The organism is Yokenella regensburgei ATCC 49455, assembly GCF_000735455.1.
In the GTDB taxonomy this organism is placed as follows: Bacteria; Pseudomonadota; Gammaproteobacteria; order Enterobacterales; family Enterobacteriaceae; genus Yokenella; species Yokenella regensburgei.
Genome location: NZ_JMPS01000071.1, coordinates 73769 through 92516, shown reverse-complemented (window position 1 = coordinate 92516; position 18748 = coordinate 73769). Strand labels below are relative to the sequence as shown.

The following is an 18748-nucleotide window of genomic DNA, read 5'->3' as shown; positions in this document are numbered from 1 at the left end:
GGCGCGCCAGATGGAGCCGGAGTATACGCCGCTGCGCAAAATCCACCTCTATCACTGCGACCACCGAGGCCTGCCGCTGGCGCTGATGCGCCGCGACGGCAGCCCCGGATGGCGGGCCGAATACGACGAATGGGGCACCGTGCTGCGGGAGGATAACCCGGAGGGCCTGGAGCAGCTAATCCGCCTGCCGGGCCAGCAGGCGGATACAGAGACGGGGCTGTACTACAACCGCCACCGCTACTACGACCCGACGGCGGGACGGTATATTACTCAGGATCCGATTGGGCTACAGGGGGGATGGAATCCTTATACTTATCCGCTTGATCCTGTAAAACATGTAGATCCATTTGGGTTACAGCCATCTAATGGATTTGGTACGGGATTCATCAATTATATCCAGGCCGCAGGTTCATTAGGCATCTCGATGGCAGAATCAGGAACATCTCCAGAAGAGACTTCTGCTGCATTTAGCCATATGGCTCAAGGTGACTTACCGAAGCAAGCAAAGCAGTTTATGGAAGGATGGGTATATGGCTCTGCCTCATTCGCTTCTGTAGCCGCAATTGCATGTCTCTCCACACCTTTGGCAATATCTGGTGCTCTAACTGGTGGCGCTAACACCTTAAATCAGGTATGGAATGGTGGGGACTTTAGCTTTAGCGACACATACATAGCAACTAATGTAGGGATCCTAACAGAGGGCAGAGGTTTGATAGCGACAACAGGTATAAACGTTGCCGGCTACTCAATCAGTAATATGATTAAAGGAACTGCTCAAACAGCTAAAGGCGTAGCTTCAACAATACTGGGCTCAATATTCGGCTATGGAACAGGAAAGGGTATCGGATCCTTGGTTAGTGGGACTGCCGCAACAGCTGGTGGGACGGTAGCCACTGAGGTGACTACGAGTGCAGCTAACCATATGCTTGATGGATTGGAGGAATGAAATGAGTATTGATAGAGACTCATGGATGGTTGTTATTGTATTTGGCATCAAATATTTCATAGCATTCACTACTTTTATTTATCTTCTTAAACTTTGCATTGCTGTTTTCATGAGTGTAAGCAGTGGAGTGTTTAACTTTAATTTCCTCGGCGATTTTTACTCCTCTGTTAAGACTGGTTTTTTTGGGGTGTTGTATTGGGTGGAGGGGAATGGGCAATGAGAAAAGCGAGAAAATTCGAAGAGAATAAAAGGAATAATAGGAATGAGTGATGTTTATCATAAGATTGCATATTCATTTTCCGCACCAGCAGGAAGATAAAGAGACGGGACGGAACTGTATTACAATCCGACGCTGGGACGGTACATCACTCAGGCTCCTATTGAGTTACAATGCAATTATAGATACTAATAAAGGCCTCATTGATGCTCATTCACGAGCCATAACATGCGGGTCAATGAGTGGCTGTCAGTGCTTTCAAAAGACCCAAGAAACCCCAGGGCTGGGTAAGAAACTATGTGGACAGAGGTAGTGTAAATAAAATGAAAAAATGTATCGATAAAGACTCACCCCCTTCACCAGGAAGGGACTTACTTAATGCTTACATAACTTGTATAAATGTTTGCGCATTTGCAAGAAACTCCTTTAAAAATATTCTTTGGTATTTTTTTAGAGACTCCTATCAAAGTATATGGTTAATAAATCTTTTCACCACGACATCCTATTCCATCATGTTTTTATGCGGATGCCTTACAGGTTATTTATTACATAAGAACTCAGTATTGCACTCTTCTCTGGCTGTAGCCTTGGGTGTTATTTTTACTTACCTTGTTTCTGGTGTTAGTTCTGATGAGTGTATTTATATTTTTAAAGGGGCCATGGCTGGGTTGTTTTTAGGAGGAATGGGCGGAGGTTCCATGATAATATTGAGAAAATTTTTGAATGACAAATAAGGCTATCCAGGTTCGAGACGCAGTAATTTCTTTGGTAAAATATTGGGTTTTAGCAGTATCAGTCATCTAATGAAGCGGGCGCGAGAACGCTGCATCGTTTATCAGCAAATTGACCGCCCCGAAGGGCGGCCTGGGTCTTACTTCACGCAGCGGGTACACTGCGAAGACTGGATCTGCTGGAAGAAGTCGTTTCCTTTGTCATCGACAAGGATGAACGCCGGGAAGTCTTCCACTTCGATTTTCCAGATAGCTTCCATCCCCAGCTCCGGATACTCAACGCACTCCAGGCTCTTAATACTGCCCTGCGCCAGCACTGCTGCCGGGCCACCGATACTACCGAGGTAGAAACCACCGTGCTTGTGGCAGGCATCCGTCACCTGCTGGCTGCGGTTACCTTTCGCCAGCATGATCATGCTACCGCCCTCGGACTGCAGCTGATCGACGTAAGAATCCATACGCCCGGCGGTGGTTGGCCCCAGAGAACCAGAGGCGTACCCTTCCGGCGTTTTGGCCGGGCCAGCGTAGTAGATCGGGTGATCTTTGATGTACTGCGGCAGCCCTTCGCCGTTATCCATCCGCTCTTTAAGTTTGGCGTGCGCGATGTCGCGGCCAACGATGATGGTGCCGGAAAGCGACAGACGAGTCGAAACCGGGTATTGCGACAGCTGTTTGAGGATCTCGCTCATCGGACGGTTAAGATCCACCCGCACCGCTTCACCTTCACCCGCCTTACGTAGCGATTCCGGAATGAATTTACCCGGGTTATCTTCCAGTTTTTCCAGCCAGATCCCCTGACGGTTGATCTTAGCTTTGATGTTACGGTCAGCTGAGCAGGAAACGCCCATGCCTACCGGGCAGGAAGCTCCGTGACGCGGCAGGCGCACTACGCGGATATCGTGGGCAAAGTACTTACCGCCAAACTGCGCGCCGAGGCCGAGATTCTGCGCCTCTTCCAGCAACTCTTTCTCAAGCTGTACGTCGCGGAATGCCTGGCCGTGCTCGTTACCTTCCGTCGGCAGGCCGTCGTAATATTTCGTGGAGGCGAGTTTCACGGTCTTCAGCGTCGCTTCCGCCGAGGTTCCGCCAATTACGAAAGCGATGTGATACGGCGGGCACGCCGCGGTGCCGAGGGTGCGCATCTTCGCCACCAGGTAATCTTTCAGTTTACCCGGGGTCAGCAGCGCTTTGGTTTCCTGATACAGGTACGTTTTGTTTGCGGAACCGCCGCCTTTGGCGACGCAGAGGAACTTGTATTCATCCCCGTCCACGCTGTAGAGATCAATCTGTGCCGGCAGGTTGGTGCCGGTGTTCACCTCTTTGTACATATCCAGCGCGGCGTTTTGCGAATAACGCAGGTTATCTTCGATATAGGTGTTATACACCCCGCGCGCCAGCGCAGCTTCATCGCCGCCGCCGGTCCACACGCGCTGCCCTTTTTTACCCATGATGATGGCGGTGCCGGTATCCTGGCAGGTTGGCAGAATGCCTTTGGCCGCAATCTCAGAGTTACGCAGGAACTGCAGCGCCACGTACTTGTCGTTTTCGCTGGCCTCCGGATCATTGAGAATATCGGCCACCTGCTGCTGATGCGCCGGGCGCAACATAAAGGAGGCGTCGTGGAAGGCGTGATGCGCCAGCAGCGTCAGCGCCTGCGGATCGACTTTCAGAATTTCCTGACCTTCAAATTCTGCGACAGAAACGTGATCAGTGCTGAGGAGATAGTATTCGGTTTCGTCCTTTTTGAGGGGAAAAGGATCCTGATAATGAAAGGGTTTGTTCGACATTATGCTCTCACTTGCTACCGTGGCTAATTATGGTTACGGCAAATCTTCCATTTGCCCTGTTCAAAAGCGAGTTTGCATATCCTACACAATTTTTTAACAAAAACTGAGACAAGGACGACTTTTTATCGACACAGGTGACTTACCCGGCGGTTTATTGGTTTAATAGACGTAGATTAACCATATGAATACAGGGCTTGATAATGCAAAAACTCATCAACTCAGTGCAGAACTACGCCTGGGGAAGTCAAACTGCGTTAACGGAACTCTACGGTATCGCCAATCCTGACCACCAGCCGATGGCAGAACTGTGGATGGGTGCGCATCCGAAAAGCAGTTCGAAGATAGAAGGCGCCGATGGCCAGGTGCATTCCCTGCGCGAGGTGATTGATGCCGATAAAGCCGGTTTACTCGGCCAGGAAGTCGCTTCACGCTTCGGTGAACTGCCGTTCCTGTTCAAAGTACTCTGTGCCGCACAGCCGCTGTCTATTCAGGTTCACCCGAATAAGCGCGCCTCTGAAATCGGTTTTGCCAAAGAGAATGCCGCCGGGATCCCACTCGACGCCGCAGAGCGTAACTACAAAGATCCGAACCACAAACCGGAGCTGGTCTTTGCCCTCACCCCATTCCTTGCGATGAACGCCTTCCGCGAATTCTCAGAAATTGTGTCTCTGCTGCAGCCCGTTGCCGGAGCGCACACCGCGATTGCGCATTTCCTGCAGGCACCTGACGCTGAGCGTCTGAGCGAACTGTTCGCCAGCCTCCTCAATATGCAGGGGGAAGAAAAATCCCGTGCGCTGGCTATTCTGAAAGCCGCCGTAGACAGCCAGCAGGGGGAGCCGTGGCAGACTATTCGCCTGATCGCTCAATTTTACCCGGACGACAGCGGCCTCTTCTCTCCGCTGCTGCTGAACGTGGTGAAACTGAACCCGGGTGAAGCGATGTTCCTGTTCGCCGAAACTCCGCACGCCTACCTGCAGGGCGTGGCGCTGGAAGTAATGGCCAACTCCGACAACGTGCTGCGCGCCGGATTAACGCCGAAGTACATCGACATCCCTGAGCTCGTAGCCAACGTCAAGTTCGTCGCCAAACCGGCGGCAGAACTGCTGACGCAGCCGCAAAAACATGGCAGCGAGCTGGATTTCCCAATCCCGGTTGATGACTTTGCGTTCTCCCTGCACGACCTCTCCTCCCGGGAGAGCGAGATTGCCCAACACAGTGCAGCAATTCTCTTCTGCGTGGAAGGCGAAGCGGTGCTGCGTAAGGGCGAAAAACGCCTGGCGTTGAAAGCGGGTGAATCCGCGTTCGTCAGCGCGGCAGAATCCCCGGTCTGCGTCAGCGGCACCGGACGTCTGGCAAGGGTGTTCAATAAGCTGAAGTAAATACTGAAGTTTTGCCGCAGTATTGCTAAGCTGAAAAGCAGCCTCATGACATCACAGGCGGACGGTTCCGCCTGTTTTCTTTTTTATGGATAAACGCTATGAAAAAATCGCTGGTAGCAGCCGGAGTGATTATCGCTCTGGGCGTGGTATGGACAGGCGGTGCCTGGTATACCGGAAAACAGTTCGAAAGCCGTATTTCAGAGATGGTGCAGCAAGCTAACGCGCAGATTAAACGCACCGCGCCGGAATCTGCAGTAGAGCTTGGGTATCAAAACTACCAGCGTGGTGTCTTCTCGAGCCAGCTGGATCTGGTCGTCAAACCTGTCGCCGGAGCCGCTAACAGCTGGCTGCAGCCCGGACAAAGCGTCATCCTGAAAGAAGATGTCGACCACGGTCCGTTCCCGCTGGCGTCATTGAAATCATTCAACCTGATCCCGGCAATGGCTTCCGTCCACACGGTGCTGGTGAATAACGACGTGACGAAACACCTGTTTGATCTCGCTAAAGGTCAGTCACCTTTCGACATCAACACGCGCATCAGCTACAACGGTGACACGCGTTCTGCTATCGACCTGAAAGCGCTGAACTATGAATCTGAAGGCGAGAAAGTTGCGTTCAGCGGCGGCAATTTTGTCTTCGAAGCCGGCGGTGATGGTAAAACCTATGCCCTCAGTGGTGAAGCGCAAAGCGGCCTTATCGACACCGTTAACGAATACAACCAGAAGGTTAAGCTAACCTTCAACAACCTGAAAACCGAAGGTAACAGTTCCCTGACCGGTTTTGACGAGTTCGTTGGTGACCAGAAAGTGAATCTGGAAAAACTGGCGATTTCTGTTGAAGGCAAAGAGCTGGCGTTACTGGAAGGCATGACCCTCGACGGCAAATCCGATCTGGTTAACGATGGTAAAACTGTCAACACCCAGCTCGATTACACCCTCAACAGCCTTAAGCTGCAGGGTCAGGATATGGGCACCGGTAAACTGACGCTGAAAATCGGCCAGATTGACGGTCAGGCCTGGCACCAGTTCAGCCAGCAGTACAATGCGCAGGCTCAGGCGCTGTTGGCACAGCCTGATTTGACCCAGAACCCGGAACTCTACCAGCAGAAACTCGCTGACGCCTTCTTTGGCGCACTGCCGCTCCTGCTGAAAGGCGATCCGTCTATCACCATTGCGCCGCTGAGCTGGAAAAACAGCAAAGGCGAAACCAGCTTCAATCTGTCAATACTGCTCAAAGATCCGTCTAAGGCAACCGGAGAGCCGAAAACGCTCGCAGAGAGTCTGGATCGCACCCTGAAATCGCTGGATGGCAAACTGGCAATCCCGATGGATATGGCTACCGAGTTCATGACCCAGGTGGCACGTATCGAAGGTTACCAGCAGGATGAAGCCGCGAAGCTTGCGGTTCAGCAGGTGAAAGGCCTTGCGGCGATGGGACAGATGTTCCGTCTGACTACGCTTGAGAACGACACCATCGGTACCAGTCTGCAGTATGCGAACGGCCAGGTGACGCTGAACGGGCAGAAAATGCCGCTGGAAGATTTCGTCGGGATGTTTGGTATGCCGGATCTCGGTATTCCGGCACCAGCTGAAGCTCCGGCTCCGGCTCCGGCTCCGGCTCCGGCTCCGGCTCCGGCTCCGGCACAGTAACAACGCCCTTGTCCCGACAATGCCAGTCAGCTCGCTGACTGGCATTTTTGTTTCTGCGTCAGTTGGTGATACCAGAAGGCGTTATTTCCGGGTAATCAATCGCGGGGGCATTATCTGATTGTTGAGGGTCACTCTGCCGGTATCAATACGCTGGAGAATGCGCTCTGCCAGACTTTTGCCCATCTCGCGTGCGGGCATGGTAACCCATGTCAGCGGCAGATCGTCGAGCGCCTCTTCCGACACTTCCGCAAAGGCCGCCAGAGTAACGCGCTGCTCGAAGTAACTCTCGACGCTGGCTTCCCCACTCTGCATCCCGGCACGCATCAGGCCAAACCACGCGCCCATGGCGATAACGTTGTTATAACAAAGCACCGCGGTGATCATCGGATACTGCCGCAGCAGTCCGGTCATGGCTTCTGCCGCCTGCTTCTGGCTGGTGCCGCACTCCAGCACCCATTCACTGTGGAAAGGTAAGCCATATTTGAGCAGCGTGGCGCAGTAGCCTCCCACGCGTTCGGCACGGGTGAGCGATGAACTCAGACCGCCGAGCCAGGCAATCCGCTGGTGGCCCCGACGAATAAGATGTTCGGTGACCATCTGCGCCGCCTGCATATTGTCTGGCCGAATCAGCTCGACCTCATCCTGGCAGCTGGCTCGCGAAGCAAAAAGCAGCGGAATACCCGCCTCTTCCGCCCGCTCACAAAGCTCAACGCCACGATTGACGGCCCCGGCGATAATCACGCCATCCACACCCTGCGAGATCAGTGTTTCAAAGCGCTGCGCCATGTTTTCGCCTTCCCGCCCGGCCTGGGTCAGAAAGACCATTTTGCCCTGTGACTCCAGGGTGTTGGTGATCCCGGAGGTGAGCTCAGCATAAAACGACGACTGCAGATCGCTGACTATCAGACCAATCACACCCGTTGCCGCGCCACGCAGCGACGCAGCCTGGCGGTTGCGCACAAACCCCAGTTGTTCAATCGCCTGATTGACCTTTTCCCCCGTCGCGGAAGAGATGCGCCCTTTGCCACTGAGGACAAGCGAGACCGTACTGACCGAAACACCCGCGGCCAGCGCGACATCGTTAATGGTTATCTTCTTTGCGATTGCCATGGGTGGCATCCGGCTCCCTGTAAAATTGTCAGATAAAACGTTTTATCAACGCCCCGTAGTTATAAACCTTATCTTCATTTGAAATTGTGATTTGCTTCGCACTAAAGTTTGGTAAAACGTTTTATCTTTCTGCTGCATCATCACTAACGATTATTTTTACAACAAGGAGTCGTTTTATGACGACCAAAGCAGCACCAAAAGTTACTCTGTGGGAGTTTTTTCAGCAGCTAGGGAAAACATTCATGTTACCCGTGGCGCTGCTTTCCTTCTGCGGCATCATGCTGGGTATCGGCAGTTCGCTGAGTAGCCATGATGTCACCACCCTGTTGCCGTGGCTCGATACCCCGATCCTGCAGGCCATTTTCATCTGGATGAGCAAAGTCGGTTCCTTCGCCTTCAGCTTCCTGCCGGTGATGTTCTGTATCGCTATCCCGCTGGGGCTGGCGCGTGAGAACAAAGGCGTCGCGGCTTTCGCCGGTTTTGTCGGCTATGCGGTAATGAACCTGGCGGTGAACTTCTGGCTCACGGCGAAAGGTATTCTTCCAACCACCGACGCGGCGATCCTGAAGGCTAACAACATTCAGAATATCCTCGGGATCCAGTCCATTGACACCGGTATTCTCGGCGCGGTTATCGCGGGTGTGATTGTCTGGATGCTGCACGAGCGTTTCCACTCAATTCGTCTGCCGGACGCGCTGGCGTTCTTCGGCGGTACCCGCTTCGTGCCAATCATCACCACCGTGGTGATGGGTCTGGTCGGTCTGGCGATCCCACTTATCTGGCCAATCTTTGCCAAAGGCATCAACGCCCTCGGCTGGCTGATTAACAGCGCCGGCGATTTTGGCCCGATGATCTTCGGTACCGGTGAACGTCTGCTGCTGCCGTTTGGTCTGCACCATATCCTCGTGGCACTGATCCGCTTCACCGAAGCCGGTGGCACCATGGACGTCTGTGGTAAAACCGTCAGCGGCGCGCTGACCATTTTCCAGACCCAACTGAGCTGCCCGAGCACGCACGGTTTCTCTGAGAGCGCGACCCGCTTCCTGTCTCAGGGTAAAATGCCCGCCTTCCTCGGCGGTCTGCCGGGTGCAGCCCTGGCAATGTACCACTGCGCCCGTCCTGAAAACCGTCATAAAATTAAAGGCCTGCTGATTTCCGGCGTAGTGGCCTGTGTTATCGGCGGCACCACTGAACCGCTGGAGTTCCTGTTCCTGTTCGTCGCGCCGGTGCTGTACGTTATCCACGCGCTGTTGACCGGTCTGGGCTTCACCGTAATGGCTATCCTCGGCGTGACCATCGGCAACACCGACGGTAACATTATTGACTTCGTGGTGTTCGGGATCCTGCACGGTCTGTCTACCAAATGGTATCTGGTGCCGGTTGTGGCGGCTATCTGGTTTGCGGTGTACTACGGTATCTTCCGCTTCGCCATCACCCGCTTTAACCTGAAGACCCCGGGCCGTGATATCGACACCAACCCGGTTGAGAAGGCAGTGGCCGGTACCGTTGGCAAATCGGGTTACAACGTGCCTGCTATCCTTGCCGCCCTCGGTGGTGCTGAGAACATCGTGACCCTGGACAACTGCATTACCCGCCTGCGTCTGTCGGTAAATGACATGTCGAAGGTCGACAGCAACGCGCTGAAAGCGAACCGTGCAATCGGGGTCGTTCAGCTTAACCAGCACAACCTGCAGGTGGTCATTGGCCCGCAGGTACAGTCAGTGAAAGATGAAATGGCCACCCTGATGAACACCGTTCAGGCCTGATACGCACAACCCCCTTCGCCTGAAGGGGGTTCTGTTTTTTGTGCAACGTAAAGGACGTTCTGATGTTTGATTTCTCCACTCCCATCGACAGACACGGCACCTGGTGCACCCAGTGGGATTATGTCGCCGATCGTTTTGGCGCAGCCGATCTGCTGCCCTTCACCATCTCCGACATGGATTTTGCCACCGCCCCCTGCATTATCGATGCCGTAAGCCAGCGTTTGCAGCACGGTGTGTTCGGCTACAGCCGCTGGAAGAACGACGAGTTTCTCGGTGCAATTGCCCACTGGTTCGCGACCCGTTTCAACAGTGCCATCGATAAAGAATCTATTGTCTATGGCCCGTCGGTTATCTACATGGTTTCAGAAATGATCCGCCAGTGGTCTGCCCCGGGTGACGGCATCGTGGTACATACCCCAGCCTACGATGCCTTTTACAAAGCCATTGAAGGTAACGATCGCCAAATCGTTGCGGTTCCGCTCAGCAAAACGACGGAAGGCTGGAACTGCGATATGTCTCGCCTTGAGCAGGTGCTCGCACAGCCGCAAAACCGTATTCTGCTACTCTGCAGCCCGCACAACCCGACCGGGAAAGTGTGGACGCGTGAGGAGCTTGCAACCATGGCCGCCTTGTGTGAAAAACACGACGTGAAAGTCATTAGCGATGAAATCCACATGGATATGGCCTGGGGAAATCACCGCCATACGCCGTGGTGCGAAGTGGCTCGCGGTCCGTGGTCGCTGTTTACCTCCGGTTCCAAGAGCTTCAATATTCCGGCATTTACCGGCGCTTACGGCCTGATTGGTGACGAGACTTCACGCCTCGGCTATCTGAACACGCTGAAAGGCCGCGATGGGCTCTCTTCCCCGTCGGTTCCGGCGCTGGTGGCACATATTGCCGCCTATCGCGATGGCGCTCCCTGGCTCGACGCATTACGCGCTTATTTACAGGACAACCTCACGTATATTGCTCAGGAGCTGAACCAGGCCTTCCCGGCGCTGCAATGGCAGCCGCCGGAGTCGACCTATCTGGCATGGATCGATCTCAACCCGTTAGGCATTGATGACCGTGCGCTGCAAAAAGCGCTGATTGAGCAGCAGAAAGTGGCCATTATGCCGGGTTACACCTACGGTGAAGAAGGCAACGGTTTTGTACGCCTGAATGCCGGTTGTCCCAGAGTCAAGCTCGAACAGGGCGTACAGCGGCTGATTGCCGCCATCCGTTCTCTGAGCTGACATTTTGCGCAACGGTGAAAATCGTTGCGCAAAATAGCTTTTTACCCGCATTTGTTTTTATAATGGTCCGCACTTTAACTAAAAAAGAGTGCGACCATGATTGATACATCCCTTCCATTAACTGACATCCATCGCCACCTTGATGGAAACATCCGCGCACAAACCATTCTCGATCTTGGCCGTCAGCATAATTTGACTCTTCCGGCTGATACGCTGGACGCCCTGCGTCCGCACGTTCAGGTCACCAGCAACGAACCCGATCTGGTGAGTTTCCTGTCGAAGCTTGACTGGGGCGTGAAAGTGCTGGCAACCCTTGATGCCTGCCGCCGCGTAGCGTACGAAAACATCGAAGATGCCGCACGTAACGGCCTGCACTATGTAGAGCTGCGTTTTTCTCCAGGCTATATGGCAATGACCCATGGATTACCTGTCGACGGTGTGGTCGAAGCCGTTATCGCCGGTGTGCGTGAAGGTAGCCGTGATTTCGGCGTGAAGGCTAATCTCATCGGCATCATGAGCCGTACTTTTGGTGAAACCGCCTGCCTGGCGGAGCTCGATGCCCTGCTGGCACACCGCGACGGCATTACCGCGCTGGATCTGGCCGGTGATGAACTTGGTTTTCCGGGCAGCCTGTTCCTGAGCCATTTTAACCGCGCCCGCGATGCGGGTCTGCATATTACCGTTCACGCAGGCGAAGCGGCTGGCCCGGAGAGTATCTGGCAGGCGATTCGTGAGCTGGGCGCCGAGCGTATCGGTCACGGTGTAAAGGCGGTGGAAGATCTCTCGCTGATGGATTTCCTGGCAAGCCAGCGTATTGGTATTGAATCCTGCCTGACGTCCAACATTCAGACCAGCACGGTTCCGTCGCTCGCCGGTCACCCGCTGAAAACCTTCCTGGAACACGGCGTGATGGCAAGCATCAACACCGACGATCCGGCGGTTCAGGGCATCGATATTATTCACGAGTACACCGTAGCCGCCCCGGCCGCCGGTCTGAGCCGCGAACAGATTCGCCAGGCGCAGAAAAACGGACTGGAAATGGCGTTCTTGAGCCCGCAAGAGAAGCAAGCACTACGTGACACTGTCACCAAAAAGTAACCCTAAAAAGCCGCTGAATCAGCGGCTTTACTTTTTTAGCGGGCCAGGCAGAGCGTAGAACGATGCTTCGCCGACTCAATACCAAGCTCGATAAGCTCCATAATCTGAATCGCCTGGCTTGCCGGAACCGGATTTTCACCGTTACCGTTAAGAGCGTCGCGAATGGCTGCGTAATAGGCCGGATAGTTCCCCGGCTGGGTCAGCCAGGTCTCTTCCACGCGCTCTTCGCCGTCAACGCGGGTGATAACGCCGTCACGCATATCGTAGCCCCAGTCTTCCTGCGGCAGACGTTCGCCATTCTTGAGGCGTTCCTCCTGCGGGTCGAGACCGTATTTCACATAGCTCGCGCGCGACCCGTGAACGATATAACGTGCAGACTCTGCCGCGGCTAACAGCGTCCCGTGAAGCACCACCCGGCGCTGTGGATAGGCCAGCACGGCATGGAAGTAGTCGGTTGACTGCGCGCCAGGCCGCAACTGTGCAAGATCAACGGTCAGGCTGACCGGCAGCCCAAACAGATTAACCGCCTGATCGAGCAGGTGTGGTCCCAGATCGTACCAGATACCGCTCCCCGGGCCGCCCTGTTCACGCCAGCGGTTACGCACCTGTGGACGGTAACGGTCGAAGTGCGATTCAAAGAACGCCACCTCACCCAGTGCCCCTTCAGCGATGAGCGCTTTCACCGTCAGGAAGTCGCTGTCCCAGCGGCGGTTGTGGAACACCGACAGCAGGCGACCCGCGCTTTTTGCCAGTGCATCAAGCTCACGAGCTTGTGACAGTGTCACGGTAAAGGGTTTATCCACCACCACATGCTTACCCGCTTCCAGCGCGGCTTTCGCCAGCGGGAAGTGCGTATCGTTAGGGGTTGGGATGACAATTAAATCAATGCTGGGATCGGTAAACAGATGTTTAGGCTCTGACACCACCTGCACGGACGGCCAGTCGGCTTTTACCTTAACCTCATCGCTGCTGGAGACAACAGCCAGCTCCATCCCTGGTGTCCCGCTTATCAGCGGGGCATGAAACGTCTTGCTTGCGTAACCATAACCAATTAATCCTACACGGATATTGTCGCTCATCTTACAGTGCCTCTCATCGATTACGTCTCTCTATTTCACAACAACTCCGGGAGCGTAACAACAGATTAATAGCAAGGCATTCACAATGCGAGCTGAAACGTTACACTTGCATCTGGCCCCGCGATGAGTAAGATTTGCCACCTGTTATCACTTTTACTTCGAAAATCATGTCGTCCGTATTAACTCGCATCGTTGAATTGATTGGTTGGGTCATCCTGGGGATTTCTGTGTTGCTGCTGATTGCGGCTCACCATATCGATAACTACCAGTCTCCGGAACCTACCGCAGCAGTCATGAAAAAATAAACGTTCTCTGAACGTCACCGCAAGGACGCAGCCGGCGGATACCCCCGGTTGCTTGATTCTTTTTCAACCACCCCCTTTCCATTTTGTTATCTCCTCATGAAATAGCTTAAAAAAGCTACGGCAATAATCTGAAATATCTTTACGGAAAAGCTCAAAATGCGAAAGTTCTGATAATATCCGGTAATATTTTTGCTACTCGCTTATTGATTTCATCAGGTGATAGTCGTGGATATATGAAAACATTTCGCAGGATAATGTCGATCGCCATCAATAACTGAACAGAAAATGTAAAAAGAGTTTATTTTGGCACCATAACGTTATTGCCAGCCGTCGTGAAGCGCGTTAACCTTCCCACCCAGGCGCCATCAGGCCCTTTGACTCCTGCCATACCCATTGTTGTTTCATATTTAAAACATCTTTACCGATGCTACTCACATTATAAAATGGATACGTGTAAACATGACCGTTCAGGACTATTTGCTGAAGTTTCGTAAGATCAACTCACTCGAAAGTCTGGAAAAGCTCTTTGATCATTTGAATTACTCCCTGTCAGACACTAACGACATTGTGAATATGTATCGCGCAGCCGATCATCGTCGCGCGGAGCTGGTCTCCGGCGGCCGTTTATTCGATGTTGGCCAGGTCCCTAAATCCGTCTGGCGCTACGTACAATAAATACTGTCCTCTCTGGCGCCAGTTGCTTTATACTTCACGGCTTGTCATTTTCGCAGACAAACTGGCGCTGATTTTCAGGAGAGGTAATGTCCGATAAAACCGCTGAACGAATTGGTGGATGGCTTCTTGCCCCGCTTGCCTGGTTATTAGTCGCGCTGCTGAGCGCGTCTTTAGCCGTGGTGCTTTATGCCAGCGCGCTGGCTTCACCGCAAACTTTCACCCTTCTGCGTGCCCAAAGCGCCGGACATATTGGGTTGTGGGTTTTGTCCTGCCTGTTTGCTATTGCCATGTGGTACTACACCCTATGGCTCACCATTGCCTTCTTTAAACGCCGGGCACTGGTGCCTAAGCACTATATTATCTGGCTGCTTATTTCGGTATTGCTTGCGGTTAAAGCGTTTGCTTTTTCCCCCATTCCGGACGCCATGGCCCTACGTCAGCTGGTATTCCCGCTGCTGGCAACCGCCCTGCTGGTGCCTTACTTTAAGCGCTCTGCGCGGGTAAAACGGACCTTTGTAAACCCGTAATATCCACACGATTACTCTGTTGTCGCCGCCGTCCAGATGAAGGATAATAGGCGGCTTTGTTTTTTTCAGGTCGAACAATGACTGATTATCTACTGCTATTTGTTGGAACCGTCCTCGTTAATAACTTCGTTCTGGTGAAGTTTTTGGGCTTATGCCCATTTATGGGCGTGTCCAAAAAGCTCGAAACCGCGATGGGAATGGGACTGGCGACCACCTTTGTGATGACGCTTGCGTCTATCTGCGCCTGGCTTATCGATACCTGGATCCTCATTCCGCTTAATCTGATTTATCTGCGCACGCTGGCCTTTATTCTGGTTATCGCGGTGGTGGTACAGTTCACCGAAATGGTGGTGCGCAAAACCAGCCCGGCGCTGTATCGCCTGCTGGGGATTTTTCTGCCGCTTATCACCACCAACTGCGCTGTGCTCGGTGTCGCGCTGCTGAATATTAATCTTGGGCATAACTTCATGCAGTCGGCGCTGTACGGATTTTCCGCCGCCGTCGGTTTCTCGCTGGTGATGGTATTGTTTGCCGCCATCCGTGAACGCCTGGTGGTTGCTGATGTACCTGCCCCGTTTCGTGGTAACGCGATTGCGCTGATTACCGCAGGCTTAATGTCTCTGGCCTTTATGGGCTTTAGTGGTCTGGTGAAGTTGTAATGAATGCTGTGTGGATTGCTGTCGCCGCCATCAGCCTGTTAGGGCTGATTTTCGGCGTCATTCTGGGGTATGCCTCACGCCGTTTCGCGGTTGAGGACGATCCCGTTGTCGAGAAAATTGATGAACTGCTGCCGCAGAGTCAGTGCGGTCAGTGCGGCTTCCCTGGATGCCGCCCCTACGCCGAAGCGGTAGGGACACAGGGCGAAAAGATTAACCGCTGTGCGCCGGGTGGCGAAGCCGTGATGCTGAAAATTGCCGCCTTACTTAACGTCGATCCGCAGCCTATTGATGGCGACGTTGCCGCTGCCGAACCGGTGCGCATGCTGGCGGTCATTGACGAGGCCAACTGTATTGGCTGCACCAAATGTATTCAGGCCTGCCCGGTTGATGCCATTGTTGGCGCCACTCGCGCTATGCACACCGTCATGAGCGACCTTTGCACCGGATGCAATCTCTGTGTGGATCCCTGCCCGACGCGCTGTATTGACCTGCGTCCGGTCGCGACCACCACAGAAAGCTGGAAATGGAATCTGCAGACCATTCCGGTACACATCATTCCCGTGGAACAACATGTTTAAGCTATTTTCTGCCTTCCGCAAAGATAAGATCTGGGACTTTGACGGCGGCATTCATCCTCCTGAGATGAAAACCCAGTCTAACGGCACCCCGCTGCGGCAGATCCCTCTGGCGCAGCGTTTTATCATGCCGTTAAAACAGCACATTGGTGCTGAAGGCGAGCTGTGCGTCAGCGTTGGCGATACTGTGCTGCGTGGCCAGCCACTGACCCGTGGTCGCGGGCGCATGCTGCCGGTTCACGCGCCCACGTCAGGCAAAGTGGTGGCAATTGCCCCCCACTCAACCGCGCATCCTTCAGCGCTGGCAGAGCTCAGCATCATCATTGATGCGGATGGCGAAGACCGCTGGGCAGAGCGCGATGGCTGGAGCGATTACCAGAATAAAACCCGCGAGCAGCTGATTGAACGTATTCATCAGTTTGGCGTAGCGGGGCTCGGTGGCGCAGGCTTCCCGACGGGCAGCAAGCTCAACGGCGGTGGCGATAAAATCGAAACCCTCATTATTAACGCCGCCGAGTGCGAGCCCTACATCACTGCCGACGATCGGCTGATGCAGGACTGTGCCGCTCAGATTATCGAGGGTGTGCGCATTCTTGCGCATATTTTACAGCCGCGTGAAGTGCTGATTGGCATCGAAGACAACAAACCGCAGGCCATTTCGATGATGCGTGCAGTGCTGGCTCATCATCACGGCATCAGCCTGCGGGTAATCCCCACCAAATATCCTTCCGGCGGTGCGAAGCAGCTCACGCAGATCCTCACCGGCAAACAGGTTCCCCACGGCGGGCGCTCTTCGGATATCGGCGTGCTGATGCAAAACGTCGGCACCGCCTACGCCGTTAAACGGGCGGTTATCGACGGTGAACCGCTCACTGAACGCGTCGTCACCCTGACCGGCGAGGCAGTTGCCCATCCGGGCAACGTCTGGGCGCGTCTGGGAACTCCGGTGCGTCATCTGCTGGAGCAGGCCGGCTTTTGTGCCAGCAGCGAACAGTTGGTCATCATGGGCGGTCCGCTGATGGGCTTTACCCTGCCGTGGCTCGACGTTCCGGTGGTAAAAATTACCAACTGTCTGCTGGCTCCTTCAGCAACCGAAATGGGTGAGACAGCAGAAGAAAAAGGCTGCATTCGTTGCAGCGCCTGCGCCGATGCCTGCCCGGCCGATCTTCTACCCCAGCAGCTTTACTGGTTCAGTAAAGGGCAGCAGCATGATAAAGCGACCAGCCACAACCTGGCTGACTGCATCGAATGCGGCGCCTGCGCGTGGGTTTGCCCCAGCAACATCCCGCTGGTGCAGTATTTCCGTGAGGAAAAAGCAGAAATTAAAGCCATCGCTGACGAAGAAAAACGCGCAGCCGAGGCGAAAATCCGCTTTGAGGCTCGTCAGGCTCGGCTCGAGCGTGATAAAGCCGCGCGTCAGGCACGCCATCAGCAGTCTGCTGCTCAGCCTGGTAAAACCGACAAGTCGGCTATCGATGCTGCACTCGCTCGTGTACGTGAAAAGCAGCAGCAGGCCATGCAGCCAGTGGTTATCAAAGCCGGAACGGTTCCGGATAACAGCGAAGTGATAGCGGCTCGCGAGGCCCGCAAAGCCGAGGCCCGAGCGCGACAGGCCGAAAAACAGCAGGAAGCCACCGTTGAACCAGCTGCGGCTGACCCGCGTAAAGCCGCCGTCGAAGCGGCTATCGCCAGAGCCAAAGCACGTAAAGCGGCAGCGCCGACCGGCAATCACGAAACTCAAGCGCCATCGACTGCGGCGGCAACCACGGCTATCGATCCGCGCAAAGCGGCGGTAGAAGCCGCGATTGCCCGCGCGAAAGCACGTAAAGCAGAACAACAGGTTGCCGCCCCTTCCGCTCCGGCGGCCAATGATGACCCGCGCAAAGCCGCCATTGCCGCCGCTATCGCGCGCGCGCAGGCGAAAAGAGCCGCTCAGCAGGCAGTGAATGAGGATTAAATGGTTTTCAGAATCGCAAGCTCCCCTTATACCCACAACCAGCGTCAGACTTCACGAATTATGCTACTGGTGCTGGTTGCGATGCTCCCGGGCATCGCCGTGCAGAGCTGGTTTTTTGGCTGGGGTACCCTCATTCAGATAGTGATTGCCGCCGTTACCGCCTGGGCTGCCGAAGCCGCTATTTTACGCCTGCGCAAACAGAATGCGCTGCGTACTCTTGGCGATAACTCCGCCCTGCTGACCGGGCTGCTGCTTGCGGTCAGCATTCCACCGTTCGCCCCCTGGTGGATGGTGGTGCTGGGTACCGCCTTCGCGGTGATCATCGCTAAACAGCTGTACGGCGGGCTCGGGCATAACCCGTTTAATCCGGCGATGATCGGTTATGTGGTATTGCTTATCTCCTTCCCGGTGCAGATGACCTCCTGGCTGCCGCCGCACGAGATTGCGTCATCCACGCCGAGCCTGCTCGATGCAGTGCAAATCATCTTCACCGGACATGCTGCTTCCGGCCATGATATGACCAGCCTCAGAATGGGCATTGATGGAATAAGCCAGGCAACTCCCCTCGATACGTTCAAAACCTCGCTGCATGCCGGGCAGAACGTCGAACATATCCTCAAATTACCGATTTTCGGTGGTGCACTGGCGGGTATCGGCTGGCAGTGGGTGAACGTGGCCTGGCTCGTGGGAGGCCTGTTCCTGCTCTGGCAGCGTGCCATTCGCTGGCACATCCCGGTGAGTTTCCTGGTAAGCCTTGCGGTTTGCGCGACGCTTGGCTGGCTGTTCTCTCCACAGACGCTGGCTTCACCACAAATGCACCTGCTCTCCGGTGCTACCATGCTTGGCGCTTTCTTTATTCTGACGGACCCGGTTACGGCCTCCACGACAAATCGTGGCCGCCTGATCTTCGGTGCCCTCGCCGGCCTGCTGGTGTGGCTTATTCGTAGCTTTGGCGGTTATCCGGATGGTGTGGCGTTCGCCGTGCTGCTGGCAAACATTACGGTACCGCTTATCGACTACTACACTCGTCCTCGCCCGTACGGTCACCGTTAA

The 18748-nt window shown here is 54.4% G+C and carries 17 protein-coding genes; 14 read left to right on the top strand and 3 right to left on the bottom strand.

The window, feature by feature from the left end; all coding sequences use genetic code 11:
* A partial coding sequence (locus GYRE_RS25345; RefSeq protein WP_211248369.1) for an RHS repeat-associated core domain-containing protein occupies positions 1–946 on the top strand: 946 nt, incomplete at its 5' end.
* A gap of 459 nt (positions 947–1405) precedes the next feature.
* Entirely contained in the window at positions 1406–1897 is a 492-nt protein-coding gene (locus GYRE_RS24310) for a hypothetical protein (RefSeq protein ID WP_245939516.1), read from the top strand.
* Positions 1898–2034: 137 nt separating this feature from the next.
* On the opposite strand, the gene fumA is transcribed toward GYRE_RS24310, so the two are convergent.
* Positions 2035–3681: a class I fumarate hydratase FumA gene (gene fumA / locus GYRE_RS18485; RefSeq protein WP_006820081.1), complete on the bottom strand. Its 1647-nt coding sequence runs from the start codon at positions 3679–3681 to the stop codon at positions 2035–2037.
* Between the two features lie 200 nt (positions 3682–3881).
* Here fumA and manA point away from each other — a divergent pair, with 200 nt between their 5' ends.
* On the top strand, positions 3882–5060 hold the full coding sequence (gene manA, locus GYRE_RS18480; protein ID WP_006820082.1) for a mannose-6-phosphate isomerase: 1179 nt from the start codon (positions 3882–3884) through the stop codon (positions 5058–5060).
* Positions 5061–5158: 98 nt separating this feature from the next.
* Positions 5159–6709 (top strand): YdgA family protein, encoded by a 1551-nt coding sequence (locus GYRE_RS18475; RefSeq protein ID WP_038257358.1) that lies wholly within the window; start codon positions 5159–5161, stop codon positions 6707–6709.
* Positions 6710–6790: 81 nt separating this feature from the next.
* Here the strand turns inward: GYRE_RS18475 and GYRE_RS18470 are convergent, their stop codons facing one another.
* The gene (locus GYRE_RS18470) at positions 6791–7819 is read right to left on the bottom strand and encodes a Mal regulon transcriptional regulator MalI (protein WP_006820084.1); all 1029 of its coding nucleotides are present in this window, start codon (positions 7817–7819) and stop codon (positions 6791–6793) included.
* Between the two features lie 176 nt (positions 7820–7995).
* Here GYRE_RS18470 and malX point away from each other — a divergent pair, with 176 nt between their 5' ends.
* From malX to add, 3 genes are all read left to right on the top strand, one after another.
* A complete protein-coding gene (gene malX, locus GYRE_RS18465; protein WP_006820085.1) occupies positions 7996–9585 on the top strand; it encodes a maltose/glucose-specific PTS transporter subunit IIBC in 1590 nt (529 codons plus the stop codon).
* A 62-nt stretch (positions 9586–9647) separates the two neighbouring features.
* The gene (locus GYRE_RS18460; protein WP_038257355.1) at positions 9648–10820 is read left to right on the top strand and encodes a MalY/PatB family protein; all 1173 of its coding nucleotides are present in this window, start codon (positions 9648–9650) and stop codon (positions 10818–10820) included.
* A 96-nt stretch (positions 10821–10916) separates the two neighbouring features.
* Complete coding sequence (gene add, locus GYRE_RS18455) at positions 10917–11918, top strand: adenosine deaminase (RefSeq protein WP_038257352.1); 1002 nt, start codon at positions 10917–10919, stop codon at positions 11916–11918.
* Positions 11919–11953: 35 nt separating this feature from the next.
* Here add and GYRE_RS18450 read toward each other — a convergent pair whose 3' ends face one another.
* Positions 11954–12997: an oxidoreductase gene (locus GYRE_RS18450; RefSeq protein WP_038257349.1), complete on the bottom strand. Its 1044-nt coding sequence runs from the start codon at positions 12995–12997 to the stop codon at positions 11954–11956.
* A gap of 167 nt (positions 12998–13164) precedes the next feature.
* On the opposite strand from GYRE_RS18450, the gene blr reads away from it, so the two are divergent.
* The 7 genes from blr (at position 13165) to rsxD (ending at position 18748) form a co-directional block, all read left to right on the top strand.
* Positions 13165–13302: a division septum protein Blr gene (gene blr, locus GYRE_RS18445; RefSeq protein ID WP_006820091.1), complete on the top strand. Its 138-nt coding sequence runs from the start codon at positions 13165–13167 to the stop codon at positions 13300–13302.
* A 459-nt stretch (positions 13303–13761) separates the two neighbouring features.
* Positions 13762–13977, top strand: coding sequence for a transcription modulator YdgT (gene ydgT / locus GYRE_RS18440; protein ID WP_006820092.1), 216 nt, complete (start codon positions 13762–13764; stop codon positions 13975–13977).
* A gap of 86 nt (positions 13978–14063) precedes the next feature.
* Positions 14064–14504 (top strand): DUF2569 domain-containing protein, encoded by a 441-nt coding sequence (locus GYRE_RS18435; RefSeq protein WP_006820093.1) that lies wholly within the window; start codon positions 14064–14066, stop codon positions 14502–14504.
* A 77-nt stretch (positions 14505–14581) separates the two neighbouring features.
* The gene (gene rsxA, locus GYRE_RS18430) at positions 14582–15163 is read left to right on the top strand and encodes an electron transport complex subunit RsxA (protein ID WP_006820094.1); all 582 of its coding nucleotides are present in this window, start codon (positions 14582–14584) and stop codon (positions 15161–15163) included.
* Positions 15163–15741: an electron transport complex subunit RsxB gene (gene rsxB / locus GYRE_RS18425; RefSeq protein ID WP_006820095.1), complete on the top strand. Its 579-nt coding sequence runs from the start codon at positions 15163–15165 to the stop codon at positions 15739–15741. Before rsxA ends, rsxB begins: the two co-directional genes overlap by 1 nt.
* On the top strand, positions 15734–17695 hold the full coding sequence (gene rsxC / locus GYRE_RS18420; RefSeq protein ID WP_038257345.1) for an electron transport complex subunit RsxC: 1962 nt from the start codon (positions 15734–15736) through the stop codon (positions 17693–17695). The genes rsxB and rsxC overlap by 8 nt, the downstream gene beginning before the upstream one ends.
* Positions 17696–18748, top strand: coding sequence for an electron transport complex subunit RsxD (rsxD, locus tag GYRE_RS18415; protein WP_038257342.1), 1053 nt, complete (start codon positions 17696–17698; stop codon positions 18746–18748).